A 26,891-nucleotide genomic window follows, 5' to 3' on the forward strand; every position below is an offset into this window, starting at 1 on the left:
GGGCCAGTGAAAGAACTGCTCTGATCTAAGAGATAACTGATCGAGTCCACGGAAAATCGCTCCGGTCTAAGAGAAAACTGATCGGGTAAGTGAAAGAACTGCTCCGGTCTAAGAGAAAACTAATCAGGTCACCCAAGGAACTGCTTAGGTTCAAGTGAAAAAGGCGTCGGTTTGACTATGATACGGTAAGTATTAACGCTGTGACATGGGATTTACCTGACGACACATATGATTATCGAGATCAAAAATAGCCAAAACTACTGCAGTTATGGATATTTATTCCATTACCCAAGCTTTTTTTAGCAATTGTACACCGAGGATGATTTCCTCCATTTTTAACTTACTAAAACCCAATTGTATAATAGGTACAGAGCAAGGCTGTTGTTGAAAATATGGGCTCGTAGGGTAGACCTTAACTCCGTATTGTTCTGCATTGTGAATAAGCTGCTCTTCTGAAAGTTGAGAATGCACTTTCACCAATATATATAGCCCAGATTGCTCACCTAATAGCGTGATTTTTTCTCCGAATTGCTTGTTAAGTTCCGCTACAAGACCATTTATTTTATGTTTATAGATGATGCGCATTCTTTTAATATGCCGTGTCCATTCACCTTGTTCCATAAATTTCGCCATTGTTAATTGATGTAAGGTCGAAGCGTTTTGTTCAAAATGAGCAAAGCGTTCTTTATATGGGTGAACCAGTGCTTTCGGTAGCACCATATAGCTTAAACGAATGGCTGGTAAAAACGATTTTGAAAATGTTCCCATATAAATAACACGTGACTTGTCGATAGAGGCGAGAGCAGGAAATGGTCGCTGTGTATACCGAAATTCACCATCATAATCATCCTCAAGTATATAACCATCAACTTTTTTTGCCCACTGAATTAAAGCTTGCCGCTGCTGAATGCTCATGGAAACGCCATACGGGAAATGATGGGAAGGTGTGACATATAGTAAGCGCGAATGTAAATGTGCTAAATGCTCAAGTTGTGCACCATTTTCCAACACAGGTAATGTCTCTATATGAAAGCCATGCATCTTGAATGCTTCTCGTGCACCATTGTATCCGGGATCTTCTAAAATAACACTTGGGAAATCCTGCTTAAACAGAAAGCCCAGATCAATTAACATTTGCTGCGTGCTGCTACCGATAATAATGTCCTCTGCATGTACATGGACTCCACGAGCTTGAAGCAAATAATGCACAAGCTGTTCCTTTAAAAATGGTTCACCGAAAGGGTCCCCATATTCATAGCAATTTTTTAATGGTAATACTTGATTGGCCATTTGTCGCCAAGCTTTTAGAGGAAATTGCTGTTGATCGACAGCGCCAGCGCGAAAATCAATGATGATATCTTCACCGTTATTATGCGTTTTTTGAGTAAGACTTGATCGTTCTTCTTCCTGTAGAAACACTTGCTCAAATTCATTGACGAAATAACCCTTTCGTCTTTCACCACGTATGTAACCTTCCGCTACGAGCTGCTCATAGGCAGTTAACATTGTATTCCGACTGACATGTAAAGTATCGGCTAGCCGTCGAATAGAAGGAAGAGAATCATTCGTTTTCAATCTCCCTTGTTCGATTAACCATTTGACTTGCTCATAAATTTGTTTATACTTTGCCTCTTCATCTGTGAATAAGAAAATAAAATCCTTCATAAAGTCCCTCCATGACATGTTGAAATGTCTAGAACTGTTTCTTTTTAAATGTCAGTTTATTATTTATCATAATACAAGAATGACCTATAAAAAGGAAATGGGGAGATAAGTGAATGGAGATTTGTATAGTAACCTTAGCAACAGTTGGAGACGTGGTGCCATTATTTAATGCCTATCGAGAATTTTACGGTCAACAATCTAACTTAGAACAGGCTGAGCAGTTTCTATTGGAGCGTTTAAATAAGGAGGAGTCGGTCATTTTTCTAGCTTATTTAGATGCGCAGCCAGTTGGTTTTGTTCAGCTATATCCTACTTTTTCATCTGTTGCAATGAAAAAGGCGTTTATTTTAAACGATCTATTTGTGGCAGAGCATGCTAGGAAACAAGGTGTCGCACAGGCACTAATTGAACAGAGCTATTCGTATTGTTTACAGAAAGATGCGCGTTATATAGGTTTAGAAACAGCGACAGACAACGTTCGTGCTCAAAAACTATATGAGAAGCTTGGGATGAAAATAGACGATGGAGTATTTCATTATATTAAGTATTGGTAAATGGAGGTTCGAATAATGACCGTAACCATCAAGCAATTAACAACGCAGCAAGAGTGGATGGAAGCATATGCTGTTATGGTGCAGCTCCGTACGGAATTAACAGTAGAAAAGTATCTCCAACTATTAAAGGAAATGATGAAAGATGGCTATATGTTATTTGCTTTATACGAAAATATGAACATGTTGGCAGTCGCCGGATTAAGTTGGAGAGTCAATTTTTATAGTGAACGCCATATTTTTGTTTATGATTTAGTAACGGATGAGCAGTATCGTTCAAGAGGCTATGGTGAGAAATTATTGCATTACCTCCACGAATGGGGCAAAGAAAATGGGGCGCACTATATTGCTTTAGAGTCTGGTATCCAAAGGATTAGTGCACATCGTTTTTATGAAGATCAATTAGGGTATGAGAAATGGTGCTATTCTTTTCGAAAAGTATTGTGAAAAAAGAGAGAAATCCGGATTGAAAGCGACTAGTTTTTTTCTAGTCGTATTTTTATGAGTAAATACTGATTAACATTTAATTTTTAGTTATAAAAGATAATTATTTAATGATTATCGTTAAATTTAACTTGATTTTAACTCTGCTATTTAATATGCTTAACAGGAAGAAGGGCAAAATATTGAAAATCGGATAACGTAGTTCCTAACAATGATTTCCGAGAAGTACTTTTCAATATCGCTTGTTATTCTTCATGTAAAACATTATGAACAGGGGGAAAAATTATGGTTTTGCAAAGTGCAATAGATGCAATTATTCAAGTCATTTTATTTTCAGTAATACCGTTTATTTGGTGGTTTTTCTCAGCAAAAAAGAAACAATCATTTTTAGCATGGCTCGGCCTTCGAAAGCCTGTCATTGAAAACAAAGGTAATTATGTTGTATGGTTTTTAGTCATTTTTGTTTTATTATTCGGACCACTTTTTACAATTAGCTATTTCTACCTAGACAGTTCAATCTTAGCGACAAATCGTTTTACAGGGCTTGGTTTTTCAGCAATCATATCAGCACTTTTCCATGCTATTGTACAAACAGGATTATCAGAGGAGCTGTTTTTTAGAGGCTTTTTACTGAAAAGATTCATGCATAAGTTTGGTTTTCAAACGGGAAATATCCTACAAAGCTTACTATTTGGTATTGTACATGGATGGATGTTCTTTTCTTATATTCCTTTCGGTGTTGTAGTGTTAGTTGTTTTAGCAACCGGTTTTGCAGGTTATTTAATGGGGTGGATCAATGAACGAAAATCCAATGGCTCTATCATAACAAGCTGGGGCATACACGGCATTGGCAATCTATTCGCTTCCTTAATGGCGATGTTTAATCTACTCTAAAGAACTAGCCCATTTGCATTTCATTATGTTCGATTGCATAATAAAGCAGAGAGGTGGTAGAAATGCAACTCATCGAGCAGGTAGTAAAAGGATGCTTGATTATCGGTTTTATATTAACTTCTTTCAGCGTCTGAAAGAAGTTAAAGCCTCCGGCGGATGTCACAGAATCGGAAAGGAGTTCTTTGTGCAAGCACAAAGCCGATTCAGGACGCAATTATGCCGAGGCATAATTGATTCGGAGGGCGTATTAACACCGCAATATGCCGTGATTATAATATAGCATTTACGACTTTTTTCGTTGATTATCATGTCGCCTCACTAGCTATACTATTAACTTCTTTCAGCAGAAGTCTTACACCTCAATAGGTGGTGAGATGAATGCGGGTTTAAGTTACTTTTCAACGGGTGTCCAAACATCCGCTGAAATAAGTTAAAGCCTCCGGCGGATGTCACGGAAATCGGAAAGGAGTTCTTTGTGCAAGCACAAAGCCGATTCCGGACGCAATTATGCCGAGGCATAATTGATTAGGTATTATAGGAATAGAGATCCTGAATAGACGAAAAAGGAAGGGACGAGCATAAATGACGGAATGGCCAAAGGGAGTAGCGAAGCCTGCTATACGTGCATTGAATGCGGCAGGGTATACACAAATAGAGCAATTGGAAAAGGTTGATTTATCAACGTTAAAAAATTTACACGGGATGGGACCGAAAGCGTTAGCAGCCATTGAAGCAGCGCTGAATGAAAGTAGGAAGCACAGTGAATAAACTGACATTATTTTTACTGGCAATGGTGGTCTATTATATCCTTGTTATTTTCCTGATTAGCAAGTTATTTATTATTCCTCTCATGAAGTTTATGGCACTTTTATTCTTCCTTGGAGCAGGCTTTATTTTTTCTCGAAAAATGCGAAGGAAACTACAGTAAGAGGAATTATGAAAATTATAAAATTAACCCTATTTTATTTGGTTATATTTATATTGGCACTATTACTATCACTAGCTGGGGTTCGCCCATCCATTTCACTCGGCATTTTTATCCTTATCGCCATCGCAATGATTTATAGACATATACATATTGTATTCTGGACTAATAATATGAAATTGGTGGATAAGTTAGTAAAAGATCGCAAGAAGCATCCTTTTTTTTCCTATCTATATGCAGTTGCTTATGGTACAAAGGAAGACCAGATACACTCATTAGAAACAGCAATTGTAAAGTATAAGCAGCCAGCTATAAAGTATAACTATAAATTTATCAAGGTCATAATGGAAGAGAATTTAGAGGAAGCAAAGGATGCGGCTAATAAAATAAATAAAGAGCTATTAACTAGCTATGCAAAATGTTATATCGCTGCACTTGAGGGACGGACAACAGATATGCGAAGCGATCAGCTTACGAAGCCGTGGATGCAACCAGCGATTGAAGCGGTTTATGCTTCTACCATGAAGAATGAAGCCGCGTTTAATCAGTATCAGAAAGAAAGCATCGACTTTGCGCGCGGCGTACAAAAATATGTGTTAATACATACCTTTGAACAGATGAAAACGGATCTGTAAAAAATATAGGCTACTTGATGCTAATTGGTGTCAAGTAGCTTATTTTTTAGCATAGAAAATTCACATTAAACATACAAATCTTGTTTACTCATTCGTCTAATAAAGTAAGAGAGGTGAGAAGATGGAGTTTGATGAGCTTTATGAACAATATTTTCAGCGCATTTATCAATTTATTTATTATATGGTCTCGGATCCAAACTTAGCGGAGGATTTAACACAGGAAACATTTATTCGGGTATATAACGGACAATTTAGAAACGAAGCTGCTATAGGCACATACATAAGGAGAATTGCACGAAACCTAGTCTATGACACCTATAGAAGAAAAGCACTTATTAAATGGTTGCCATTTCAAAAAGAACATGAAAAACGGGAGACGCAATATGTTCCACATGATTGGATTATGCAGTCTGAGGATCGACGACTATTATATGAAGCAATTCAATTATTAAAGCCTGAATATCGAGAGGTTCTTATTTATAGAAAAATTGAGGAGTTAAGTTTAGCCGAAACTAGTGAAATTTTAGGATGGTCTACTGTGAAAATAGCGAATACTCAGCGAAATGCTATGAAGGCTTTGGAAAAAGTACTTGGAGGTGATGAATTTGGATTTAAACAATCGACTGAAGAAACTCAATAATTTACCGGAGGATCGTGCTGTAAAAACCCGTATTTATGAACGCATTCATCATAAGAGGAAAAAAGACTTACCGCTATGGAAAGAGAGTGTTCTACTATTAACGATTGCCATGATTGCTCTATTTTTTATTATGACACCACAAAATTCTTCACCTCCTCAAACTGCTGGCCAATCCATCCAAGCAATATATAAGCATTTCGGAGGAAAAGAAGGGAAATTTTTTGCGAGAAGTTCGAGTTTATATATATCTACGGAAAAGGTTGAAGATACAATAATTTATAACTTTTTTAAAGACTTAACACAGTATGTTGAAGAGGCAGATGGAAAGTTAGGTAACCATATTACAGATGTAGTCGTTGTTAGAGATCGTCAGGAAGAGCGCTATCAGATTTCAGATACAGGCATGTTAAATGTTGATTCTGGCCAGTTTTTTGTTGGGAAATCAGAGATATATGATAAAGTATTTCAGACATTATACTCTGCAAAAGCAACACCCTGGATATTTATCCTTCCACTTATCGTGGTAGCTGTAAATATATTCTCTATGAACTATTATAAACGTCATAATCTACAAGGATCTAAACCATCTAAGCGTATGTGGTGGCTGTTAGTACTTGTGCTTGCAATGGTTTCTAGCGTATTTGCGTGGGCAACTTGGGTCGGTCCATTGTATAAGCCATTAATGATTACGTTTGCGTTTTTATATGGTGTCATTATTTGGCATTCTATAAAACGAGATGTACAGACATATTCCATATATAAAGTAGAAACAATAAAAATAAGTATTATTAGTGCAACACTGGTTTTAATTATTATGCTTTATTAACTGATTTAAATAAAACCACCTTTACTTTCACAAAAGAGACAATTGCGAAGGTATAGGGTGGTTTTAATTATTTATCAACGCAGTATGGAGGCGAGTTGTACCTTATCCCTTTTTGTTCAATAAAATGCCACGCACGATCCCCATAATAAATATTGTGCTTAGTACAAATAGAAATACATAAGCATGCCACTGCTGTAAAATACGCTCATGGCCTAAAGCAACTGTTAAATCATTGAATAGTGAATATGTAAAGTACAGTAGTATACTATTTTTGATGAGACAAAAGGTAATAATACCATTTTGTCGCTGTATATGAGATAAGGTAGGCTTATTTTTTCGTAAGATAGGATAAGCTGCTCTCATCTCTAAGTATTGTAAAAGCAAAAATAGCATTAAGGCAATGAATGGTAAATAAAAAATGGTGATTTTCGGGCCAAATTGCGCATGTTCACTCTTAAAGCTTTGCAAAACCGGTATAGAAGCGGGGAGCTTATTGTATTGGATCAGTGTTGCCGTAATGCCAGCTAAAAAAATAGTCGCGACAATAAGCGTTAGCGATTTACAAAAGCGTGGTGTAGGTGTTTTTTGTTGTTCTAGCATTTGTTCACCTCATATTTAAATTAAAAAAGTGCAGTCTGTTATACTGTATCATAAGAATACCATCATGTGTGGCATAGAAAGAAGGGTTAGATGGAATACTTGTTGTTTTTACTAATTGGCATCATTGGCAACATCATTGGCACTTTAGTTGGAGGTGGCGGGTTAATAACATTACCGACCATGATGTTAATGGGGGTACCGGTTCATTCAGCGATAGGTGCGAATAAGGTTTCAAATATGGTCAGTGCCTTTTCAAGCTTTTACACAATCTATAAAAGAAAAGAATTATTATGGTCAGAAATGCGTTCAGTATTACTTGTTTCCTTAGTCGGTGGTACACTTGGGGGTCTGTTTGCATCGTTTATGAGCGGTCAAACATTAACGCTTATCGCTATTATCTTATTAGGCTTTGCCCTTATTATGTCCTTTATTGGTGGCGCTGAATTTGGAGATAAAGAAAGCTTTACGATGAATCGCAAAAACGGTCCAATCCTTCTCGGTGTCGGTTTTTATGACGGAATGTTCGGCCCTGGTAGCAGTACGCTGGCACTTTTTACATATGCACATGAGAAAATTTCTTATATGAAAGCTGTTGGTCTGTCGCGTGTAGGTGTTTTTGCGATGTGCTTAGGAGCTGCGATTACGTATATTGCTACAGGTAAAATTGATTGGCCGTTGACAATCGTATTAATGGTTGGTTCTGTAATCGGCGCACAAATAGGGATTATCCTTGCCACTAAAGTTAAGGCGAATCAAGTAAAGCTATTGCTGCGTATTGTAACAATTGTGCTGATCGTACAGCTCGGTTACGATTTTATCAAACAGTTATAAGGAGGCGATAATCATGTTTGAAATCACACCGTATCCATCTTTTTCGTGGTCACTGTCACGTCATAAAACGTTAACAAGCTGTGCACGGAAGTATGGCTATGAATATTATTTTTCTCATAATGGCTGGCTAAGTTACAATGTGGAGCCATATCATCAACATGTCTATCGTTTAAAAAAGCTACAATCCATGCCGATTTTATTTGGGCAAATCGTCCATCATTTAATAGAGCAATCAATCAATGATTATTTACAAACTGGCAAGGCGCCGACTGTTGCTGAACTTGTAAATCGTGCGCGTGGCCAGCTTAATGCCGCTTTTATCGATTCTACACGACATGTAGATTTATGGAGACATAAGCCTAATAAATTTTATATGATGCAAGAAATTTATTACGAAGGGAAGTTGAATCCTGAACTTGTACAGGACTATAAGGAGCGCATGTCGGCTGTGTTTGACAACTTTCTTAATAGTGAAACGTTCCAGCAAATTACCGCGCAAAAAGGCTCCTTACGAATCGGAGAGCCTGAACAATTTCGTTCTATGAAAATCGAGGGGATACAAGTTTTCGTCGTAATGGATTTTCATTATTATGATGAGATAGCAGACAAGTGGATTATTATCGACTGGAAAACAGGAGGAGAGTCCGATGATGATCGCCAGCAATTAGCGCTCTATGCTTACTATATTCAGCAGAAATATCGAGTATCGCTTGACCAGATTGATGTTTATAATGAATATTTATTGACGGGTAAACGGAAAAAATACGCCTTTACAGCATTTGATATGGACAATATTTTACATACGTTTCAGCGAAGTGTACTAGAAATGAAAAAATATCAGGCTGATATATTCTCCAATGAACCAGTGGACTTTGAGGATTTTGAGCAAACAACTGAAAAATGGCACTGCAAAGGATGTAATTTTAAAGAATTATGTGTGCAGAATTGAATCTGAAAATGGAGCGAGTGACCAAAAAGTGATCAATTAAATTAAGTCATCAAAAATATAAAATGTACCCTTTGTAAAGGACATTTAAAAAAGGTTGGGAAACTTATTGAAGCGGCTGTCTGTATTTTACAGGCGGTAGCTTTTTTTAAATTCCATTGCCCTCGATAATGATTATAATAAATCATATAACTCTTAATTACTTTCTTTTTTTCTTCAAATAAAATTAAATGGTATTCCAACATCGGCATCCATTGTGATTACAAGGCTAGGGATAAAAAATATTGCAGATCCACTTAAGTGAGAATATAGTTAAGGAGTGGATTAGAATGGGGACTATAATAAAAAAGAATGATGAATTATTGCTAAAATTAACTTCAGCAAGTCTTCTAACGATAGCTGCTCAAGAAAAAATTAATTGTTATTTACAAAAAAATCTTGAAATATACAACGAAATAATGGAAGACGAAGAAGCAGTGCAGTATTTTAATCTTTATTATGAGGAAAATGAGTGTGAACTAAAGCAAGTGGCAAAAGAATCATTGTTCACGGCTAATGAAGCAGAAAATAGTTTTAATAAATGAAGATTGATTTAATACCCGCAATGTGGGTGTTTTTATTATGCGCAATAGAATGCACCCGAGATGGGCACGATGTTTCTCATATTTCTCATGTTTTTTTTATGTTTTGATTAGAGCGAAGGTATAAGAAAAATCTCAATAAGCAAGACGATTGACGAAATTTACAATTTAGCTATCCCCCACATAAAAATGGTGTATATAAATTGGAACAATGGAATATGGAACTTTATAAATAAACTGATAAACTGATTGAAAATATATCAACTATTGATATTATCAGAATGTTAGAACAGAACATTTTTGAGGTGTTTGCAATCAAGAAGGCCGTTGCCGTTGAATACTTACATGAGGATCAGTTAGCAGGGAACAAAAAATTGGATTGGAACATTTGGAGAAATGTGCAACAAATCAATTAGTAATACCGTTATTGTAATTAATCATACATAGAAATCAGAGTTCAATTACTCTCGTTTAGTTAAGGAGTGTGAAATGGATATTAAGTCATTTTTTCAATATTTATCTTATGTAGTTTATTTTTTAATAGTGTTTATCTTAACCTACTATATGCAATGGATAACTGTACTTTTTGTGGGCAGTATACGTTTTACAGCCGCAGATAGTTTTCCAGGAGATTTGAGTCGTTTTTCTTTAGTCATAATGAGTTTCGTGTTTTCTATCATGCATTTTGTTGTATTAACAATATATTTACTTCTTCATAATATACTGGTGTCTTTATTTAAAATTAGGTTTCAATATAAGATCGCGTTGGTGATCAATACGGTTGTTGCTGTCAGTTTAATTATTTACTTTATAAAAGTATTTTTATATTGAGCCCTTAAATACTGAGTAATGTGCAGTAAGCGCTATTTAACAAAGCAGAGGCAAAGAAATACTTATAAAATTTGTTCTGGAGAAAAATTCTACTAACCCAATGGAAAACCTTCAACAATATACATTGGCTTTTGGAGAGGTATGTCTGTTAATTGGGAAGAAGAATGAGCGTGTATTTTAAAGTATTGTGTGAGCAGTATTGAATCTGAAAATGGAGCGAGTGAGCCAAAAGTTAAAGCTTACTTATAAAATGTCATACCTAACTAGGTGTGGCTTTTTATTATGCTCATATTTCTTGTCATTCCAATCCATTATATAGATAGATGGGAGGTGTTGACTTATGGAGTATGAATATACAATGAAGTTTTACTTTGACGAAGATCGTGAAGAAGAATATAAAATCAAGACGAATATTGAACAAGAAACATTTACAGAAGAAATTTCTAATAGGTTCAATGAGAAGTCTTGGTATTCATTTATTGAAACAGAAAATTTTAAATCGATTCTAATTAGTACTATAGATGTTTATAAGGTAGTAGTAGAACAAAATATTTTAGAATTTGATTAATCTAATGTATAAAGTCACAACTTCTAACAAGGTGGTAAGCCCGAATTATAAAAAAAGCGCACCTTTTCGGATTCTCGATTGATATGTGAAATTCAGTATCTTTTAAAGTTAGTTGTCACGAAGTTTTTTACGATTCAACAACATTGAAATAAAAAATATACAATAAACAAAGTGAAGCCCAAGTACTCAATTAATTTTGAGCCAAAGCTTCACTTTGTTTATGAAACGTAAGAGAACGTCCAGAATGGTATAAATAAGAGCATTCTTCTGCATTGTTTAGAAAGATGCAATTACTCCAATGACGAAATGAATCACTCTATTCCCACCAATGCTTCAGTTCTGTGAAGCCTACATCCCATAGCATTATATTACCTGTGATCATAATGGTCATTTTTTTGGCTTCGTAATATAACGGAATTTCCAATGGCATTATTTCTATTGTTTCTGATTCTTTCAAATCCTCTTCATTTTTTTGGAAAATTACATTTCCATCCGTAATTATTGCTATTTCTCCTTTGAATTCCTCATGATCTGGAATGCCTAAGTTTAGAAACAATGTTAGCTCTTCTTTATCCTCAATAGGATATGTGTAGGTCTTGGTAGTATTTCCTTCATTACTATATAAATTGAATTGAGGTTCAATTTTATTACCAGCTACAGTGAAGGTCGGTACATCGTTTGTTAGTGGTTTAGCTCCTGTTATTTCTTTAATAGCATGCAAGGGTTGTATAGGACTTACTCGTTTATCTAAAACTTCAGAGACAATCATCACGCAAACTAACAGTATAATGGCAGATAAGGACGAAGCAATGAGTTTTTTTAAAGTCAAGTTTGAAGTGAATCCAACTTTGTATACAACATATCCTATTGTTGCACCTATAGTATTAGAAATAACATCATTTACATCAAAAGTACCGAGATGTACTAATGATTGAATCGTTTCCAATCCAAAAATCACGATCATGAACCATCCTATAAATTTTTTATAATCAACTTGATAAAGTAAAGGAAACAGAATACCTAAGGGGATAAATGCTGCTATATTTCCAAAATCGTACAACCAAGAAAACGTAAATCTAGGAAAATTCAGAGGAACGCCTGATGGGATGAACAGAAATTCGTAGCCGTAGCTTTTGTAATCTTCGTATCGGTCTAGACGATTAAAGCCTAAGAACATGAAGTATAAGATCAGACCTGTGTATAGTATAGTAATCATCAAAATTACATTTCGTTTTTTCATATTTTATCTCCTCACCGATTCCTCTTGTCATTTGCGAACTACTAGAATCCTGTGGCTTTATCATTATTGTAAATGGAAATCATTAATAATTATTGAGGGTATTTATGAAGATTTCTTAAGAATTTGCAGTATTAAAATTTCTTTTTTAGAGGAGTGACAATGGATTGTGTAGTAGGGGGAAGAATTGTGATTCAACAAGAAAATAAGTGAAATGATGAAAGGGTAACTGATTATTGGTAAATATGTTGTATGTATCTAAGTCATCAAAGGCGTATCAAAGTTATCGTTGGTGATTCATTACAAGCATTGATGAGGAACGCCAGATACATATAAAATTTGTAAGATTTGCTTCTGGGAAGATGATAGGATTCAATTTAGTGATCCAGATTATAGAGGTGGTGCAAATGAGGTATCCTTAAAACAAGCACAACAATTTCTTTCATTTGGGGCTTGCGAAAAAGAGTACGTAAAATTTGTAAGACAACCAAACAAAGAAGATATAAAAGACGTGAATTGGCGAATTTATTAATGAGCATTCTATAATCACATAAATATTAAAAGGTGCTGCTCTATAGTCAACAAAGCTATAGCGACAGCACCTAGTCATTTATTAGTGGAAATATTTATCGACACGTTGAAGTACTTCGTCAGCAGAAAGACCATCAGCGTCAATAATAGGTCCTGCCATGATAGGATCGCTAATTCCCATAATATCTCTGTCTTGCCCAGTGATTACACAGGCATCACATTTTTTTGCATCTTCTTCAGTACGAAGCTGAATAACTTCATAACCTTTTGCTTTTAAAGCGTCCTCAACGTTTGTTAATGTTTGTTCCACACCAATTATTCTAGACATTATTCTTCCACCTCCTATATGTAATGTGTCATATAAGATTGCTAATTATTCACTTCTTTCGCTTTTTTATTATATAACCAAAATAGAAACTAATAATATCAGGTATGGTGATTAACCATTTTTATACACTCGAATTAATTCAAAGAGGCTGTTTCCGCTACGGGCTACTCGTTTTCCTGCGGGAGTCGAGTAGCCCTACGCTACAATCAGTTAAAATAGGAATATATTAGCAAAATAGCAACAAAAACCCTTTTATCGCTCCATAATAAACCTATTTTTTCCTAATCAACACACGCCTATAATAATATAAATGACGTGAAATTGAATTTTTAATACCAATTTTTTAATGTATCTAATTTTTATGCACGGTTCTAATCAATTGAGCGTATGAATTTATTAATAATCATACAAAAAAATCCCCATATAGTATTAAGGCTCATCACCAAAAGTTATAGATGACATTTGTTAAACGTATACCATATATATAAGTTGATTGGAGTGGAGGCGGAGGCTGGACGCCCCCGGGAAAGCGCCCAGTCGGAACGGAAATCAACTACACGTTATGGTGTTGATCCAATATTAATAACAAAATGGTGCGCAAGATAACGCATTTTCCATTCCAGCGAAATTGTATTTAGTAATTATGAATGTTGTTAGGAGGGATAATATATGGGTAGTCTGAAGATGAAAATAATAAGTATTTTATTTATTTTCGCATTTGTATGGATTATTATGTTACTTAATGCTGGGCCATCAAAGCCAATTGTAATGTCGGAAAGTGAAAATATACCAATACTACAAGGTACATATTGTTGGGAAAAATTGATAGAGGTGGAGTGTGTTGATAAAATTCCACCAACAGAAATTATTGCTAATAATAAAATTGTTCCATTTCCAGTATCCCCTCAAAGTGCAATAAAAATCAATTTTAAAAAACAGCCTATTGATGAAATAGAAGTTGAAATAGAAAATTTAGGTGAGAGTAAACAAGTAAAAGTAGAAGGTAATGTAATGTTTTTACTGCACCAAAAGAGAAGGGGACTTATATATAGTATTTCTGGTAGATGGGACAAAGGAAGTGCTTCTTATATTTTTGCTATAGAAGTAAAATAACTGTTCTATTTTTACTCACTTCCCAATAATAAAAGACACATTGAGGTTAATCTCCAATGTGTCTATACAAATATTTTACTAAATTATTGATTTCATAAATTGGATAATTTGATCTTCTTGAATGGAATCAACAGCTATTTTATTGCGACTAATCTTTTGACATTTGGTACATTGATTGATAAGTTGAAAGCCTTTTTTTCCAGTATAATCGATTCCGATTGGTCTCATTAAACTTTGACAAGTACTTGCTCTGTCTCCTGGGATATTATCCATATGTTTTGAAAATAAACAATTTGGACAATGATTTCGGAAACTTCCATTGGTTAAGGGATCAACCATCGTACCACAATTTTCACATTGAAATGCTGTATTTTCATTTTTTCTACTCATTTGCTCTTCCTCCAAGATATTATTTCATCTTTGGAGAAAGGGTTCCGTTTTCTTTTTCTACAATTGTAGTATCAGGCTTTTATAGGGAATGTACCAATTCACCGTCTTGCTCTTCAAAACGATTACTTCTAGTTCCTACTTCACAAAGACTTATTTCATCCTTTGATCCGGACCACGATTGATTTTATGGATTTGTGTCAACCACTGTAAGACGGACAGCTCCATCTTCCACTAGTAGGTGTTCTCCTATAATCACTGACTTAGGCATTCGTCCCCTAACGAGCAAGTAATTTGAATAGATAAAACGTCAATTCATTCACCCCTTATTATAAGCATTTATTATATTCATTTAAAGGTTACCAAATTAATTGAAGTCAATGAAAGGGGAAATCTCAAAATCATTTTCCATGACTTTTGAGACACCCCGATTTCTTTTACTTATTGTGGAAGATAATCTTGGCCGTTCATTATTACTTTAGAAGCGGAGAATAGAATCTCTCTATTGGCTGTAAAATATGGGTCTAAAATATTGTAAAATGCCTCCCATTTTTCATCAGCTTTTTCTTGATCTTCTTTTTTATCAAGCTTTAAGATTTCTTCATAAAGCTGTTTTAATTGCTTCTGATCTGCCTCACTAACTTCGAATTCGAAATCAACCATGTATTCCTCGAATGTTTGAGGCTTTATGAACTGATCAAGGATGTCATGGAATTCCTCCCATAGTTTTTCAATCAACTCAGAATTGTCATCTTTTTCTGCTTTTCGGGCATCCTCATAAATATTTTTTAGTTTTGTTAAAGTTTCAGCAGGGATATCAAACTCCATGCCTTCGATGTATTCTTCAAATGTTAGAGGCGGATAAAGTTCATCAAAATATGGTTGAAGTAATTGATAAAATTCATCATATTTTTCGTTAGCCTTTTCCTCTTGACCATCTTTTTCAAGCTTTACCCATTCTTCATAAATGGCTTTAAGCTCTTTTTTATCATTTTCTGCAATAATTATATTATTTTCGCTAAATCCGTAATCTCCTAAATATTCTTCGAATGTTTGAGGCTGCCAATTAGCTAAAATATATGGCTTTGTAATTGTATACATTTCTTCATAAATTTTATTAATTTCCTCAAATTTCTTTTCTAATTCTTTATCTGTAAACTTTTCTTCATTTGTCATTTCTTTTTGTATCTTCTTCATTTCATTAAACAATTTTTCTAATTTTGTTAGATCTTCATTTGTTACCTCTTTAGGCAAGTACCTTTTATAAACTTCAAATGTAAAGAAGTCTGAATAATCCTCTACTACACTACCTTCTACAGTAATTTCCTGTCCTTCTACTAAGTTCATTTTTTCTAGTTGTTCTTCAGAAAATTTATAGAAACTGATAAAATAATTTTTACCATCTCTTCCTTTAAGGTTCATTCCATCTCCGTAGATGTCTTTAATCGTTCCTGTAATTTGTTGTTCAATTTGAACATTAATATTATTTGTTGGTTCTACTGATGTAGCACCTGCTTGAAGTGGCGTCAGAACAGCCATTCCTATTGTTAGTGCTGAAGCAATCATCCAAGTTTTTTTAATCGGTTTTTTCATTATCATTTCTCCTTTTTTGACTGGAATTTGATGTTTCCAATATTTAGACGGATTACCAATTGAAAAGGTTCATTGTTTTTTTAAAAAGTTAAAAAGTTTAAAACATTCTATGTATAGTGTTTTAATTGACGTATAACAACAAAAGTTTAAGCAGTTTAATTTAAGCAAAGACTTATCATAAAGTCAGGATTATGACGAAGTTCAGGAATTTATTGTAAAGATTTTACATTTAAATTTGACAGGTGGTGACAACGTGGGAATAGCTGAAGTATTAACAAAATGGTTATTATTGCAATAGTGACAGTGAAAAAACGTAAAGAGGTGAAATGAAAGGGGATAAATGACATTGATAAAAGCAGTAATATTTGATTTAGATGGAACATTGTTAGATCGTGATCGTTCTGTTCGTTTATTTATTGAAGAGCAATATGAACGATTAAAGACAAAACTATCACATATTTTAAAAGAGACATATGTTCATCGCTTTATTGAGTTAGATAATCGAGGCTATGTATGGAAAGATATAGTCTATAAGCAAATGGTCGAAGATTTTTCTATTGAGTTATCTTCAGAAGCAATGTTAGAGGATTATGTACAGGAATTTAAGCAACATTGTGTTCCATTTGAAAACTTGCATAGCATGCTGCACATTTTGAAAAAGCAAGGTTTAAAACTTGGCATGATAACAAATGGTTATGGGCAATTTCAATTAGATAATATACGAGCGTTAAGGATTGAAGAGGACTTTGACGTGATTCTTATCTCTGAATGTGAAGGCATCAAAAAGCCGAATGCAGAAATATTTCATCGTGCACTATCCAAACTAGGGGTGTTTGCAAATGAAAGTATGTACATTGGGGACCATCCTTTTAATGATGTGGAAGCTGCTAAAAAAGTAGGGATGATGGCTATTTGGAAAAGAAATGATGCATGGCAAAAAGTTGAAGCGGATTACAACATTGATAATTTAATAGAAATTCAAGATATTTTAAAGGTTTTGCAAAAGACATGAAAATAATAGTACAAAGTGGGGGATGAAGAACCCCCCACTGGTAGCACAAACCATGTTTCGTGGGGGCGTCCGATGAGCCGTGAACCCCAAGTAGTCGTCCAGCCTCCACTCCAATCAACTTCTATTCATGACAAACGTTTTAACCTTTGGTGATGAACCATAAAAATATAAGATCTACATTCTTGCAATTGTTTCTTTTACTAATTTGATAAATTTCTCTCTTGCTAAAGCTGCGACTTCAATGACTTCATCATGCTTAATGGCGGATCTAAAATTCCACAAGCCATATTTGTTAAACAAGAAATGCCTAGCACTTTCATATTTCCATGAGTTGCTACAATAGCTTCCGGTACTGTTGACATCCCTACAGCATCTGCACCTAATGTACGTATCATACGAATTTCAGCTGGAGTTTCGTATGCAGGTCCACTCCACCAAGCATAAACACCTTCTTGTAAGTTAACGTTTTGTTCTTTAGCTTGAGACAGATATGGATGTGTCGCAGATGGAAAACCACATAGACGGTGGTCAAGCAAAATATGTCACAATTATTATAAAGTCTGGAGAAATAACAAGAAAGTTATGAGAGTAGTATAAAATTATCAACAACATGAAAAACAGCTGAATGCATATGTTCAGCTGTTTTTAAGTATGTAAGACAGTAATGAATTTTTATTAAAACCCATACAATATCCTATAATTCCATGGTTTAAGAAGTCTTTATTTCATTTATTTGTTTGATATGTTTTAACTGCAGGAGGAACATAAGCTGCACATTTGTCTAATAGTGCCGCAACGTCTTTATCTACAAGTAGTGCATTTCTAGATTGGGCTTGTAAAAATTGTTCGTTTTGCATATGGTCAAATAACCCAATGAGTAAATCATAATAATGATTGATATTTAAAATACCACAAGGCTTTTGTAGAAGGCCGATTTGATTCCATGTGAATACTTCAAATAATTCTTCTAACGTACCAGGTCCTCCAGGTAAAGCAATAAATCCGTCAGCTAGTTCCATCATTTTGCTTTTGCGTTCATGCATAGAATTGACGACAATGAGCTCTGTTAAATGCTTATGAGAAATTTCACGTTCCTCTAATAACGTCGGAATTACTCCAATCACCTTGCCACCTTCACTAAGAACCGTATCTGCGACTGTTCCCATTACACCTACACTGGCTCCACCATAAATTAAGGTAATATTCCGTTTTGCTAATTCTTTTCCTAGAAGAATAGCTCCTTCTTTATATGCCTCAGAAGCACCGATGCTTGATCCGCAAAATACTGCAATACTATCCATAATCGTTCCTCCATATCTGATAAGTTTCTTTCCGCATTAACGATCAGTGAACTTTAATAATTAAGTGGAGGATAAAAAAACCCCACTGATTCAAGTTTCACTTTTATAGTATAATTTAATTTCAAGAGGAAAGAAATGGAGGAAGAGGAAATGGAATTAAATGAGTTTCAAAAATGGGTGAAAGATTATTACGATACACGCGGTTGGTCTGATTTAAGTATTTTTACGCGCATAGGCTTCCTTGCTGAAGAAACTGGGGAAGTAGCAAGAGCTATACGAGCGTTGGAAATTGGTAGGAATCGACCAGATGAAAAGATTCAATCCTATGAAGAAAATAAGCAAGAATTAGTGGAGGAGCTTGGAGATGTTTTAGGGAATATTATTGCTATAGCCAATAAATATGATATTTCACTAGAAGAAATTTTTTCATCTCATCAGGAAAAGCTAATGGAGCGTTATAAAGCATAAAAATGCAAATGGAAAGGGGATTCATATGGATTATCAAGTAGAAGTTTTATTAGAAAAGCATGATGACTTTACTACGTTTTTAAATACAAATCTAAAAGAGTACAATGATGAAAATTCACCCTACCATAAAGAAGCTCGACAAAAAGGCTCCATACGTCCGTTAAACTTGATCGTTACAGATCATCAACAACAATGGATTGGCGGTATCACTGCCGAAGTTTATTGGGGGTGGATGGAAATCAATAAGTTTTGGTTTAGTGAAGAATATCGTGGAAAAGGCATTGGGGGACAGCTACTGGCGAAAGCTGAAGAAACGGCCACGCAAATGGGAGCTACGAAGGCACTGCTAACTACATATGACTTTCAAGCACGTACGTTTTATGAAACTAGGGGCTATCAGGTTGTAGGCGAAATAAAAGATTATCCTCCTGGAAGTAGCTATTATACAATGGTAAAACATTTAGTTTAAATTAAGAGAGGCTGTCACAATATTTCGTTGCGACAGCCTTTTACCATTTATTAATTTATATCTCCTAAATAGATGGGAGTTACTTGACCGCTACAATATTGCTGGAGGTACTTTTTTAATTCTTTTGGATAAAGTCGAAAGCTAGATAAGTCTTTAATCGTCACCCATTCTAATCCAATTTGATGACTATCAGGATTTGTTGGCTGAAAGTTCGTTTTTTCCCCTAGAATTAACTGACAAGCAAAATAAAACTCTACTTGATGAACATTAAAGTCAAAAGATGCATACTCATGATTTTTCCCTACATATTCACGAATAAAAAGTAGCTCTCCGATTTCAACTGAACAGCCAATCTCCTCTATGCATTCCCTTAATAAAGTGGCGTGAAAAGTCTCTCCATGTTCCTGTCCGCCACCAGGACAAAGATAAAAATTGCCTTCTACATCTTGATTTTTTGTTAGTAAAATTTTGTCATCTTCTATTATTAAAGCTTTAACAGAATTTCTTATTTGCATGTAATCTCTCCTAAATTCGATTATTGTTGTAAAAATATATAGCTCAAAGATGACTAAAAAAACGCCCGAATGTCAAACTTATAAAAAAGGGGAGATTTATTGTGTACTCGATATCAAACTTTAAATTACTTGTTGATAAGCAGACAGAAATTGATACCACTCATCAAAATTGTGATCAATTAATACAGACAACTGTAACGCCCTTAATGGATACGGAAGTCAATAAATTGTTAGATGCCATTAATAAAAAACTAACCGAACAAGGCTTTACGATTACAGTAACATCTACTGGACTAATCGCAAAATATAGTGAAGCTGTTATTAATGTTGACAAGCATTCGAAAGATTTGGAGGAGTGTTTTTTTATTAATTTAAATAATTTTGCGGAGGATCAAGTTTCCATCGTTTTAGACATTTCGAATTCAATGATGCCGAAAATCTCCAATAATCTCGATGGCTATACTGAGATAATCGAGCAAATGACCGATACGCTAAAGCAAGCAAGGAGTCTCGAAAAAGCCTGTACTTCACCAAAGTTTATTTATAAAACTCAGAATAATACCATTTTTAATTCGGCAGATGAGGTAGTCAATTACTACTTTCAGTAAAAATGAAGCCACCCTACTAGATATTATAGGGTGGCTGAAAAAGGAAGCGTTATTGATTATTTATTCCCGCTACAATAATTTAAACAATAAACTTTCTTCCGAATATTAACATTATCATCGTTAGGATGAAGAAATAAAGTGGCATTATCGTTAATGAGCCATTATGCAGGAAACTCATACCTGACGTTAGTAAGCTAACGAGTAAGTAATAGCCTAAGCTGAAAATCGCGCCAGCCGTTCCTATAACATCTTGAAAGCTAACAAGCGCAAGGCTTAAGCAGTTTGGCAGAGCAATTCCTGATCCTAATAACGTAATAAACATGGTTACTAAAATGCCTATTAGTAAGACGATATTAGAGAGTGGTAAAGTACTAACGATTAGTAGTAATAAAGCTCCAACTGTCATAACAATACAACCGAGATGAATAACTTTTTCTGGCTGATAATTGTTTACAAGTTTTTTTGAAATCATGGCACCAATAATTGAGGCAAGAGCTACAATTATGCCAAGAAATCCATAAAGTCCAGGCGATAAATTGAAGTGGTCAATAAAGATAAAGGGAGCTTCAGCATAGTAACTGAATAACACGCCATTTATCCCACCAATCAGCAATCCAAAGACAAGAACCCGTGGTGATGAAATAATACGTTTTGCAACTGGGAAAATAGCAATTCTTTTTCTCGTTGATTTATCTGTTGTTTCAGGAAGTCTGAAATAAGCATAGATAAACAACAAAATACTCATCGCAACGAGCACAAAGAAAACAGCTCTAAAACCAAGTGCTTGATCGACCCAGCCACCAATAAGCGGCCCCACTGCAGGGGTAAAGGCAATCACTGCAGAAATTTGTGCGAACATCGCATGTCTTTTACTGCCAGATACACTTTCCCGCAAAATCGTCTGCGTTATAATCGAGCCTGTCGCTGCCCCAAAAGCTTGTATAAATCTACTAACTAATAGAAAAGTTATCGTTTCCGCGTAAAAACACATGAAACTTCCAATACCATAAATAATTAAACCGCCCAACATTGCCGGTCTTCGTCCAATAAAATCAGAAATCCATCCCCAACAAAAGACACCAATTGCAAACCCTATAAAGTAGACACTTAAGGTTAACTGTACGGAGCTATTTGAAGCATTCAATGCATCTGAAATATCAGGTAGAGATGGTGTATAGATTGTCTCGCTAATCTGTGGAAAAGCTACAAGAACAATCATTAAAAGTAAAGATGGTGCTACATATTTTTTCAACTTATTGCCCTCCTACAAGCAAAATCTACTTCTTTAGAAAAGAGTAGACGTAGCTAGGGAAACGGCGGGACCATTATAAGTATGCGTTCATAAGATGTCATGTTCAATCACCTAATATGCTTAAAGTAGGAGTGCATAGTCTGCCTACTATTATAAAGATTTTTACTATTTTTACAAGGTTTATACGGAAATCTTTTCTACCACTATCATACTTTGGGTTCATCACCATAACATGGGGTTGATTTCCGTTCCGGCTGGGCGCTTTGTTGCTGACGCTTCGCTTTCGCACAGCTAAAACATTGTTGTTGCCGCTACGTTAGCACTACGCTTTCGCACAGAAAACATCCGCTTCGCTCCAGGGTCTCATCTGCGACGCTGATCCCCAAGGAGTCGCCCAGCCTCCACACCAATCAACGTATTAAAATTGCTACGTTTTATAAAATGTCATCACCAATTTTTGATGATAAATCTAAATTTTTTAAAAAGTCCACTTGTAAATATTATAGTATCCATATAAAATAGAAACAAATGTTCTTGCTGAAGGGAGAATAAATGACTACATATCATAATCAATTACAGCTAGTATTATTTAATGAAAATGATATTCCAGGATTAATTGCTCTTTCTGACTCTGTTGGGTGGGATTACGATGAATTCGAAATTAGAACGGTTATGTTGTCAGGCAAAATATTTGGTCACAAAAATGCTGAGGGGAAAATAGTTTCAAGTGCTGCCATCATCACATATGATTCAAATTTAGCTTCGATTGGCATGGTCATTGTGCATGAAAATTACAGAGGACTCGGTCTAGGCAAATTAGCCACTCAAAAATGTATTGAAAGTGTTTCAGAACATACAGTGATACTGCTCGTTGCAACGAAAGACGGGGAACCGTTATATAAGAAAATGGGCTTTACCACTGTAGATTATGTTCATAAATATCTGGCTGACAGTTATATAGGTGCACATAACTTAGCTACTAACGAGTGTACAATTGAAGATTTCAATGAGCAGGACTTTACTGATATTGTCAGCTTAGATGCAGCTGCCTTTGGAGATAAAAGAAGTAAATTTCTAAGGAATAGGATTAAACAATCTAAGCGCTGTATCGTTATGAGAGATCATCAGGCAAATATTATAGGCTTTGGCATGTCCATTTTAGGGCCAATCAATCTAATTTTAGGCCCAATTATAGCACCTGATTCTAAAACAGCTAGTCTTATAATAAATATTTTAGCGAAAGACCATGATGGAAAATTAAGAATTGATATACCATCTGGTCACGCTGAATTAATGAAATGGTTAGAACAAAGTGGCTTTACAGAGGCAAACACACCTCCCGTTATGATTCTTCATGCTGAAAAAATGCCGACAAGAAATAATACACTATTTACCATTGCCGCTCAAATTTTTGGATAAGATTACTTAAACAAAGAAGGTACACTTTAATTGGGTGTGCCTCTTTTTTATTTCAAAAGGATTTTAATGGAAGCGTGGAGAATAGATGATATTAAAGGGGGAGAATAAAATGTTTCCTTATTTAGAAACAGAAAGACTTATTTTAAGAGAGCTTACGCAGGATGATGCGGAGGACGTTTTTAAATGTTTTTCTAATGAAGATGTCACACGCTATTATGGACAAGAGCCATTCGTTGAGATACAGCAAGCAGAAAATTTAGTGAAATTATTTTCAAAGAACTTTGCTGAAAAAAGAGGGATACGATGGGGAATTGAGAGAAAAGGGTCAAAGGAAATAATTGGAACGATTGGTTTAAACCTCTGGTCGCCTATACATAAACGAGCAGAAATCGGTTATGAAATTCATCCTGATTATTGGAGAAAAGGATATACACAAGAAGCGGTTACCGAAATTGTGTCGTATGGATTTCAGCATATGGGGCTGACTCGTATAGGTGCTGTTGTATTTATTGAAAATGAAGCCTCGAATAGGTTGCTAACGAAAATGGGCTTTCAAAAGGAAGGAATTCTTAGAGATTATATGTATCAAAATGGGCAGGCACACGATACGTTTGTCTATTCCATTTTAAAAAATGAATAATGAATTTCTTTTTCTTGAGAATAAATTCTCTTAACCTACGGAAAAATATTTTTTAGCATAGGTTATACCTTTTGTTGGATAATAAATGATAACTAAGACATGGTTTTGTGCTTGCTTTTTTCGGTTATAGTGCTAGTAAATACATCGATTTTTATTAGTAGTGAAAAAGTAACAGTAAGGGGCTTTGAGAGAATGGAGATACAATATAGCACAGCTTATTTTGAAAAGTTGGATTCACTTGAAATTCTATATGCAGGGCAGGCAGCGTTAAAAGATGCGCTACCCACGCACAATGTCAGTAAAAGTTATTTGGAACGCTTTGAACAAATAGAAGCAGCCATTACAAAGCTGAATAAGGAAATTCGAATACTTGAACTAAATATTATCCAGTCCGTAAAATAAACAAAATAAAAAAACTCATGCAAAAAGTTATGAAGAAGTATTAGGAACACAAGGTGATCCATTTTTCCATGAAAAAATGAGACAGTTTTTCGTGAGATACTTCAATACTTATCTAGTTAATCGTATTGATAAAAGCAAATGGAGGTTTCCAATTGAATTAATATTAGCGTATAACTCAAATGCCCTTTTAAGGGTTATTACGTACTGGCTGCAACACGATATGCAACAATCTCCAGAGGAAATTGCTACTATGTTGGTAGAAACAATGATAAACGGACCTTTTGAAGCTAGTGAATTACGTTCAATTATTGAAAAAGATAGCGAGTAGGAGTAGACAAATGATGCTCGTTGGGGCAAAAGAAAACTGTAAACAATATCATCATATAACTTTCAAGCAAGGAAATGCACTGGCTACAGGATTAGACGATGACAGCTTTCAGTTAGTCCTGGAACGAGCATTAATACATCATATCCAAGATGTAAAGGATTGTTTTCAAGAGGTATATAGGATTTTGGAGGATAAAGGGGTCTATATTATCCAAGACCGGACTCCTGAAGATTGTCTTCTTAAGGGAGATGACAGCCATATTAGAGGCTATTTCTTTGAACGGTTTCCAAAATTAAAGGAACAAGAAGTTAAACGCAGACATAGCAGTGAGCTAGTCGTTGAGACCCTGAAGGAAATTGGTTTTAGCGAGATTACAGAAGTAAAGTTATTGGAAACAAGAAACGAGTATGAACAGAAAGAGCAATTATTAAACGATTTACGGGAACGAACAGGTAGAAGTATTTTACATGAATTAGACGATACAGAATTAAATGACTTAGTGAATTATATTGATCAGGCCATTTTAACTGAGGGTTCTATAGTGGAAAAGGATCGATGGACCATTTGGAAAGCTGTGAAATGATTAATAAGAGCTCTTTATCGAATGTAGAGAGGTGTTATCCCGTCGGTTGAGTAATTCAATCCGTCAGTTCGACCTTCCTATCCGTCGATTAAATAAAATGAAGCTCTCGTTCGCTGTTCAAACGAGAACTTCATTTTATTTATTCACTTACTAAAGCGACTAGGTATTTATCTCGATCCGCTTCCTCCAGCATTTTATTATCGACTAGCATTGCACCGTATCTCACATTTGTCATATCCCGATCAACTAAAAATTGAACATTCACTTTTTCAGTTTTATTATTGACAGGACACTCTCCTTTAAATTCTACAACGTCCTGTCCTTTTTGAGTTTCAAAATATACCCAATATGGATTTTTACAAGTGTTGGCAAAGCCAGATTCTAACGATTTATTACTATTTTCAAATGAATAGTTTTTAACATATGTAATATATTCATTATCTGTAATGTCCTTTTGTGGACCGTAAAAATACCAGAATACCCCTAAAATCCCGATTGGCACAATCCACAGTATATTCCTTTTGCTTAGTCTCCCCATATTTGTAGCCCCCTTTATAATATTTTATCACCTTTATACTGATTTTTGCTAGCTTACTATAATATTTTCTATTTAATGATTTTATCTTGTTATGCAAAATAGGAGAGGACATTAGTACGTAAGATTAAGATTACAACTAAATATAAAACGAGAATATGCATAAGAGCGTATTTTCGTTCTATAAAGATTCCAATTCTTAGCCTTATGTGGGGGACAGCCAAAAAGTTATCTTTTTTTATATTATTAAGCTAGCGTAACTCCTTATGATCACGAGGGAGTCTTAAGTTCATGGGGGACTTCTGTACCTGTCGCTACGCTTTCGGTACAAAAACATTTGCTGAAAGAAGTTAAAGCAACCATGAGGCTAATGATGTCGTCATTTATGAAAGCAATCAGGTATTCAATTTGTATCATGTGATTTATGTCTCTATTTTTGAACTATAATTGATCGTGATTTTTAGAGAACATTCAGAAACACTTGCTACATTTAATATGCAAATTTGTTCACTTGAATTATCTGAGGACCAAAAGTATAAAAGCAAGGAGATAAACAATAATGAATTATGGACTATTTCACTGGATTAATGATATAGCGGGCCGCTATCCTTTTCTGGATAAAGGTATGATTTTCATCACTAATAGCGTTCCTTATGTCGTAATCGTATTCATGTTATTTTTATGGTTTACTGGAAACAAAGAAAAAAGAGTGGAAAAACAATATACTGCTATATACATTGTCTTCACCTGTTTACTTGGATTGGCCCTAAACGCAATCCTTCATTCTGTCTACTATCATCGACGTCCATTCGTGACATACCATGTTCATCAGTTAGTACCTCATGCAACTGATTCTTCGTTCGTAAGTGATCATGCAGTATTAGTATTCTCTGTAGCATGTACGTTGCTTCTACGAAAAGACTCGTGGAAGTACCCCGTATTAGTATGGGCCATCATTGTTGGTATTTCGCGTATATTCGTCGGAGTCCATTATCCAGCGGACGTGATTGGCGGCGCTCTTCTTTCTTTAGGAGCAAGTATGATAGTTGTGCAGTTCTCAAAAAAATTGGAGCCTGTAGTACAAATAATATTCTCCATGTATAAAAGACTAACGAAACATATTCCAATCCTAGGAAAATACAGTCATTAGAAGTTGCAATAAGAGACTATCGACAAATCTTATTGATGATTTATTTTTTATCAAGGATGGGGTTCTATAGTTATTGCGTAGAG

31 protein-coding genes, 5 pseudogenes and 1 other annotated feature are annotated in these 26,891 nt (G+C 35.0%); of the genes and pseudogenes, 24 read left to right on the forward strand and 12 right to left on the reverse strand.

Annotation, left to right across the window (positions count from 1 at the left end):
- Positions 1–276: 276 nt before the first annotated feature.
- A complete protein-coding gene (locus AN161_RS23915; protein WP_053596818.1) occupies positions 277–1,665 on the reverse strand; it encodes a PLP-dependent aminotransferase family protein in 1,389 nt (462 codons plus the stop codon).
- Positions 1,666–1,778: 113 nt separating this feature from the next.
- Here AN161_RS23915 and AN161_RS23920 point away from each other — a divergent pair, with 113 nt between their 5' ends.
- From AN161_RS23920 to AN161_RS23950, 8 genes are all read left to right on the forward strand, one after another.
- Entirely contained in the window at positions 1,779–2,219 is a 441-nt protein-coding gene (locus AN161_RS23920; protein ID WP_053596819.1) for a GNAT family N-acetyltransferase, read from the forward strand.
- 15 nt (positions 2,220–2,234) lie between these two features.
- The gene (locus AN161_RS23925; RefSeq protein ID WP_053596820.1) at positions 2,235–2,663 is read left to right on the forward strand and encodes a GNAT family N-acetyltransferase; all 429 of its coding nucleotides are present in this window, start codon (positions 2,235–2,237) and stop codon (positions 2,661–2,663) included.
- A 282-nt stretch (positions 2,664–2,945) separates the two neighbouring features.
- The gene (locus tag AN161_RS23930) at positions 2,946–3,554 is read left to right on the forward strand and encodes a CPBP family intramembrane glutamic endopeptidase (RefSeq protein ID WP_053596821.1); all 609 of its coding nucleotides are present in this window, start codon (positions 2,946–2,948) and stop codon (positions 3,552–3,554) included.
- A 582-nt stretch (positions 3,555–4,136) separates the two neighbouring features.
- Entirely contained in the window at positions 4,137–4,322 is a 186-nt protein-coding gene (locus tag AN161_RS23935) for a hypothetical protein (RefSeq protein ID WP_053596822.1), read from the forward strand.
- On the forward strand, positions 4,315–4,482 hold the full coding sequence (locus AN161_RS30380; RefSeq protein WP_206743148.1) for a hypothetical protein: 168 nt from the start codon (positions 4,315–4,317) through the stop codon (positions 4,480–4,482). The genes AN161_RS23935 and AN161_RS30380 overlap by 8 nt, the downstream gene beginning before the upstream one ends.
- Before the next feature lie 8 nt (positions 4,483–4,490).
- Positions 4,491–5,114, forward strand: a complete 624-nt coding sequence (locus AN161_RS23940) for a hypothetical protein (protein WP_053596823.1) — start codon at positions 4,491–4,493, stop codon at positions 5,112–5,114.
- Between the two features lie 121 nt (positions 5,115–5,235).
- Entirely contained in the window at positions 5,236–5,754 is a 519-nt protein-coding gene (locus AN161_RS23945; protein WP_053596824.1) for an RNA polymerase sigma factor, read from the forward strand.
- Positions 5,720–6,580, forward strand: a complete 861-nt coding sequence (locus AN161_RS23950; protein WP_053596825.1) for a hypothetical protein — start codon at positions 5,720–5,722, stop codon at positions 6,578–6,580. Before AN161_RS23945 ends, AN161_RS23950 begins: the two co-directional genes overlap by 35 nt.
- A gap of 102 nt (positions 6,581–6,682) precedes the next feature.
- Here the strand turns inward: AN161_RS23950 and AN161_RS23955 are convergent, their stop codons facing one another.
- Positions 6,683–7,180: a hypothetical protein gene (locus tag AN161_RS23955; protein ID WP_053596826.1), complete on the reverse strand. Its 498-nt coding sequence runs from the start codon at positions 7,178–7,180 to the stop codon at positions 6,683–6,685.
- Between the two features lie 90 nt (positions 7,181–7,270).
- On the opposite strand from AN161_RS23955, the gene AN161_RS23960 reads away from it, so the two are divergent.
- Together AN161_RS23960 and AN161_RS23965 are read left to right on the forward strand one after the other, a co-directional pair.
- Entirely contained in the window at positions 7,271–8,011 is a 741-nt protein-coding gene (locus AN161_RS23960; RefSeq protein ID WP_053596827.1) for a sulfite exporter TauE/SafE family protein, read from the forward strand.
- 13 nt (positions 8,012–8,024) lie between these two features.
- The gene (locus tag AN161_RS23965) at positions 8,025–8,960 is read left to right on the forward strand and encodes a PD-(D/E)XK nuclease family protein (RefSeq protein ID WP_075807342.1); all 936 of its coding nucleotides are present in this window, start codon (positions 8,025–8,027) and stop codon (positions 8,958–8,960) included.
- A 103-nt stretch (positions 8,961–9,063) separates the two neighbouring features.
- Here AN161_RS23965 and AN161_RS29165 read toward each other — a convergent pair.
- A pseudogene (locus AN161_RS29165) lies at positions 9,064–9,178 on the reverse strand (IS3 family transposase); the annotation flags it as partial.
- A 108-nt stretch (positions 9,179–9,286) separates the two neighbouring features.
- Here AN161_RS29165 and AN161_RS23970 point away from each other — a divergent pair.
- Both AN161_RS23970 and AN161_RS23980 read left to right on the forward strand, forming a co-directional pair.
- Positions 9,287–9,541: a hypothetical protein gene (locus tag AN161_RS23970; RefSeq protein ID WP_053596828.1), complete on the forward strand. Its 255-nt coding sequence runs from the start codon at positions 9,287–9,289 to the stop codon at positions 9,539–9,541.
- A 1,168-nt stretch (positions 9,542–10,709) separates the two neighbouring features.
- Positions 10,710–10,937, forward strand: coding sequence for a hypothetical protein (locus AN161_RS23980; protein WP_053596830.1), 228 nt, complete (start codon positions 10,710–10,712; stop codon positions 10,935–10,937).
- A 316-nt stretch (positions 10,938–11,253) separates the two neighbouring features.
- Here AN161_RS23980 and AN161_RS23985 read toward each other — a convergent pair whose 3' ends face one another.
- Positions 11,254–12,177 (reverse strand): VanZ family protein, encoded by a 924-nt coding sequence (locus tag AN161_RS23985; RefSeq protein ID WP_053596831.1) that lies wholly within the window; start codon positions 12,175–12,177, stop codon positions 11,254–11,256.
- A gap of 296 nt (positions 12,178–12,473) precedes the next feature.
- Here AN161_RS23985 and AN161_RS27900 point away from each other — a divergent pair.
- A pseudogene (locus AN161_RS27900) lies at positions 12,474–12,706 on the forward strand (CPCC family cysteine-rich protein).
- Positions 12,707–12,787: 81 nt separating this feature from the next.
- On the opposite strand, the gene AN161_RS23990 reads toward AN161_RS27900, so the two are convergent.
- Positions 12,788–13,033: a YkuS family protein gene (locus AN161_RS23990; protein ID WP_053596832.1), complete on the reverse strand. Its 246-nt coding sequence runs from the start codon at positions 13,031–13,033 to the stop codon at positions 12,788–12,790.
- Between the two features lie 669 nt (positions 13,034–13,702).
- Between AN161_RS23990 and AN161_RS23995 the strand changes: the two genes are divergently transcribed.
- Positions 13,703–14,146 carry a hypothetical protein gene (locus AN161_RS23995; protein ID WP_053596833.1) on the forward strand — a complete coding sequence of 148 codons (444 nt, stop codon included), beginning with the start codon at positions 13,703–13,705 and terminating at the stop codon, positions 14,144–14,146.
- Positions 14,147–14,224: 78 nt separating this feature from the next.
- Here the strand turns inward: AN161_RS23995 and AN161_RS24000 are convergent, their stop codons facing one another.
- Together AN161_RS24000 and AN161_RS24005 are read right to left on the reverse strand one after the other, a co-directional pair.
- Positions 14,225–14,536 carry an RNHCP domain-containing protein gene (locus AN161_RS24000; RefSeq protein WP_053596834.1) on the reverse strand — a complete coding sequence of 104 codons (312 nt, stop codon included), beginning with the start codon at positions 14,534–14,536 and terminating at the stop codon, positions 14,225–14,227.
- Between the two features lie 78 nt (positions 14,537–14,614).
- Positions 14,615–14,788 (reverse strand) — a sequence feature (16S ribosomal RNA rRNA prediction is too short).
- 186 nt (positions 14,789–14,974) lie between these two features.
- Positions 14,975–16,126 carry a hypothetical protein gene (locus AN161_RS24005; protein WP_053596835.1) on the reverse strand — a complete coding sequence of 384 codons (1,152 nt, stop codon included), beginning with the start codon at positions 16,124–16,126 and terminating at the stop codon, positions 14,975–14,977.
- Positions 16,127–16,472: 346 nt separating this feature from the next.
- Between AN161_RS24005 and AN161_RS24010 the strand changes: the two genes are divergently transcribed.
- Positions 16,473–17,138: an HAD-IIIA family hydrolase gene (locus AN161_RS24010; protein ID WP_053596836.1), complete on the forward strand. Its 666-nt coding sequence runs from the start codon at positions 16,473–16,475 to the stop codon at positions 17,136–17,138.
- A gap of 174 nt (positions 17,139–17,312) precedes the next feature.
- Here AN161_RS24010 and AN161_RS24015 read toward each other — a convergent pair.
- Positions 17,313–17,617: pseudogene (locus tag AN161_RS24015) on the reverse strand (purine-nucleoside phosphorylase); the annotation flags it as partial.
- A 246-nt stretch (positions 17,618–17,863) separates the two neighbouring features.
- Positions 17,864–18,439: a TIGR00730 family Rossman fold protein gene (locus AN161_RS24020; RefSeq protein ID WP_053596837.1), complete on the reverse strand. Its 576-nt coding sequence runs from the start codon at positions 18,437–18,439 to the stop codon at positions 17,864–17,866.
- Positions 18,440–18,589: 150 nt separating this feature from the next.
- Here AN161_RS24020 and AN161_RS24025 point away from each other — a divergent pair, with 150 nt between their 5' ends.
- Both AN161_RS24025 and AN161_RS24030 read left to right on the forward strand, forming a co-directional pair.
- A complete protein-coding gene (locus tag AN161_RS24025; protein WP_053597026.1) occupies positions 18,590–18,907 on the forward strand; it encodes a MazG-like family protein in 318 nt (105 codons plus the stop codon).
- Between the two features lie 25 nt (positions 18,908–18,932).
- Positions 18,933–19,376 (forward strand): GNAT family N-acetyltransferase, encoded by a 444-nt coding sequence (locus AN161_RS24030; RefSeq protein ID WP_075807343.1) that lies wholly within the window; start codon positions 18,933–18,935, stop codon positions 19,374–19,376.
- A gap of 50 nt (positions 19,377–19,426) precedes the next feature.
- Here AN161_RS24030 and AN161_RS24035 read toward each other — a convergent pair whose 3' ends face one another.
- Positions 19,427–19,891: an NUDIX domain-containing protein gene (locus tag AN161_RS24035; protein ID WP_053596838.1), complete on the reverse strand. Its 465-nt coding sequence runs from the start codon at positions 19,889–19,891 to the stop codon at positions 19,427–19,429.
- Positions 19,892–19,992: 101 nt separating this feature from the next.
- Between AN161_RS24035 and AN161_RS24040 the strand changes: the two genes are divergently transcribed.
- Entirely contained in the window at positions 19,993–20,499 is a 507-nt protein-coding gene (locus tag AN161_RS24040) for a hypothetical protein (protein WP_053596839.1), read from the forward strand.
- Positions 20,500–20,578: 79 nt separating this feature from the next.
- On the opposite strand, the gene AN161_RS24045 is transcribed toward AN161_RS24040, so the two are convergent.
- The gene (locus tag AN161_RS24045; protein WP_053596840.1) at positions 20,579–21,751 is read right to left on the reverse strand and encodes a multidrug effflux MFS transporter; all 1,173 of its coding nucleotides are present in this window, start codon (positions 21,749–21,751) and stop codon (positions 20,579–20,581) included.
- Between the two features lie 552 nt (positions 21,752–22,303).
- Between AN161_RS24045 and AN161_RS24050 the strand changes: the two genes are divergently transcribed.
- The 5 genes and pseudogenes from AN161_RS24050 to AN161_RS24070 all read left to right on the forward strand — a co-directional run.
- The gene (locus AN161_RS24050; protein WP_053596841.1) at positions 22,304–23,170 is read left to right on the forward strand and encodes a GNAT family N-acetyltransferase; all 867 of its coding nucleotides are present in this window, start codon (positions 22,304–22,306) and stop codon (positions 23,168–23,170) included.
- Positions 23,171–23,279: 109 nt separating this feature from the next.
- Complete coding sequence (locus tag AN161_RS24055; RefSeq protein WP_053596842.1) at positions 23,280–23,810, forward strand: GNAT family protein; 531 nt, start codon at positions 23,280–23,282, stop codon at positions 23,808–23,810.
- A 192-nt stretch (positions 23,811–24,002) separates the two neighbouring features.
- Positions 24,003–24,212, forward strand: coding sequence for a hypothetical protein (locus tag AN161_RS24060; protein WP_053596843.1), 210 nt, complete (start codon positions 24,003–24,005; stop codon positions 24,210–24,212).
- Positions 24,213–24,237: 25 nt separating this feature from the next.
- Positions 24,238–24,540: pseudogene (locus tag AN161_RS24065) on the forward strand (TetR-like C-terminal domain-containing protein); the annotation flags it as partial.
- 7 nt (positions 24,541–24,547) lie between these two features.
- Positions 24,548–25,123 (forward strand): annotated as a pseudogene (locus AN161_RS24070) (methyltransferase domain-containing protein); the annotation flags it as partial.
- A 139-nt stretch (positions 25,124–25,262) separates the two neighbouring features.
- Here AN161_RS24070 and AN161_RS24075 read toward each other — a convergent pair.
- Entirely contained in the window at positions 25,263–25,661 is a 399-nt protein-coding gene (locus AN161_RS24075) for a hypothetical protein (RefSeq protein WP_053596846.1), read from the reverse strand.
- Between the two features lie 556 nt (positions 25,662–26,217).
- On the opposite strand from AN161_RS24075, the gene AN161_RS24080 reads away from it, so the two are divergent.
- Positions 26,218–26,808: an undecaprenyl-diphosphatase gene (locus AN161_RS24080; protein ID WP_053596847.1), complete on the forward strand. Its 591-nt coding sequence runs from the start codon at positions 26,218–26,220 to the stop codon at positions 26,806–26,808.
- The last annotated feature ends 83 nt before the right edge of the window (positions 26,809–26,891 follow it).

It is taken from the genome of Lysinibacillus sp. FJAT-14222 (assembly GCF_001278875.1).
GTDB lineage: Bacteria > Bacillota > Bacilli > Bacillales_A > Planococcaceae > Lysinibacillus > Lysinibacillus agricola.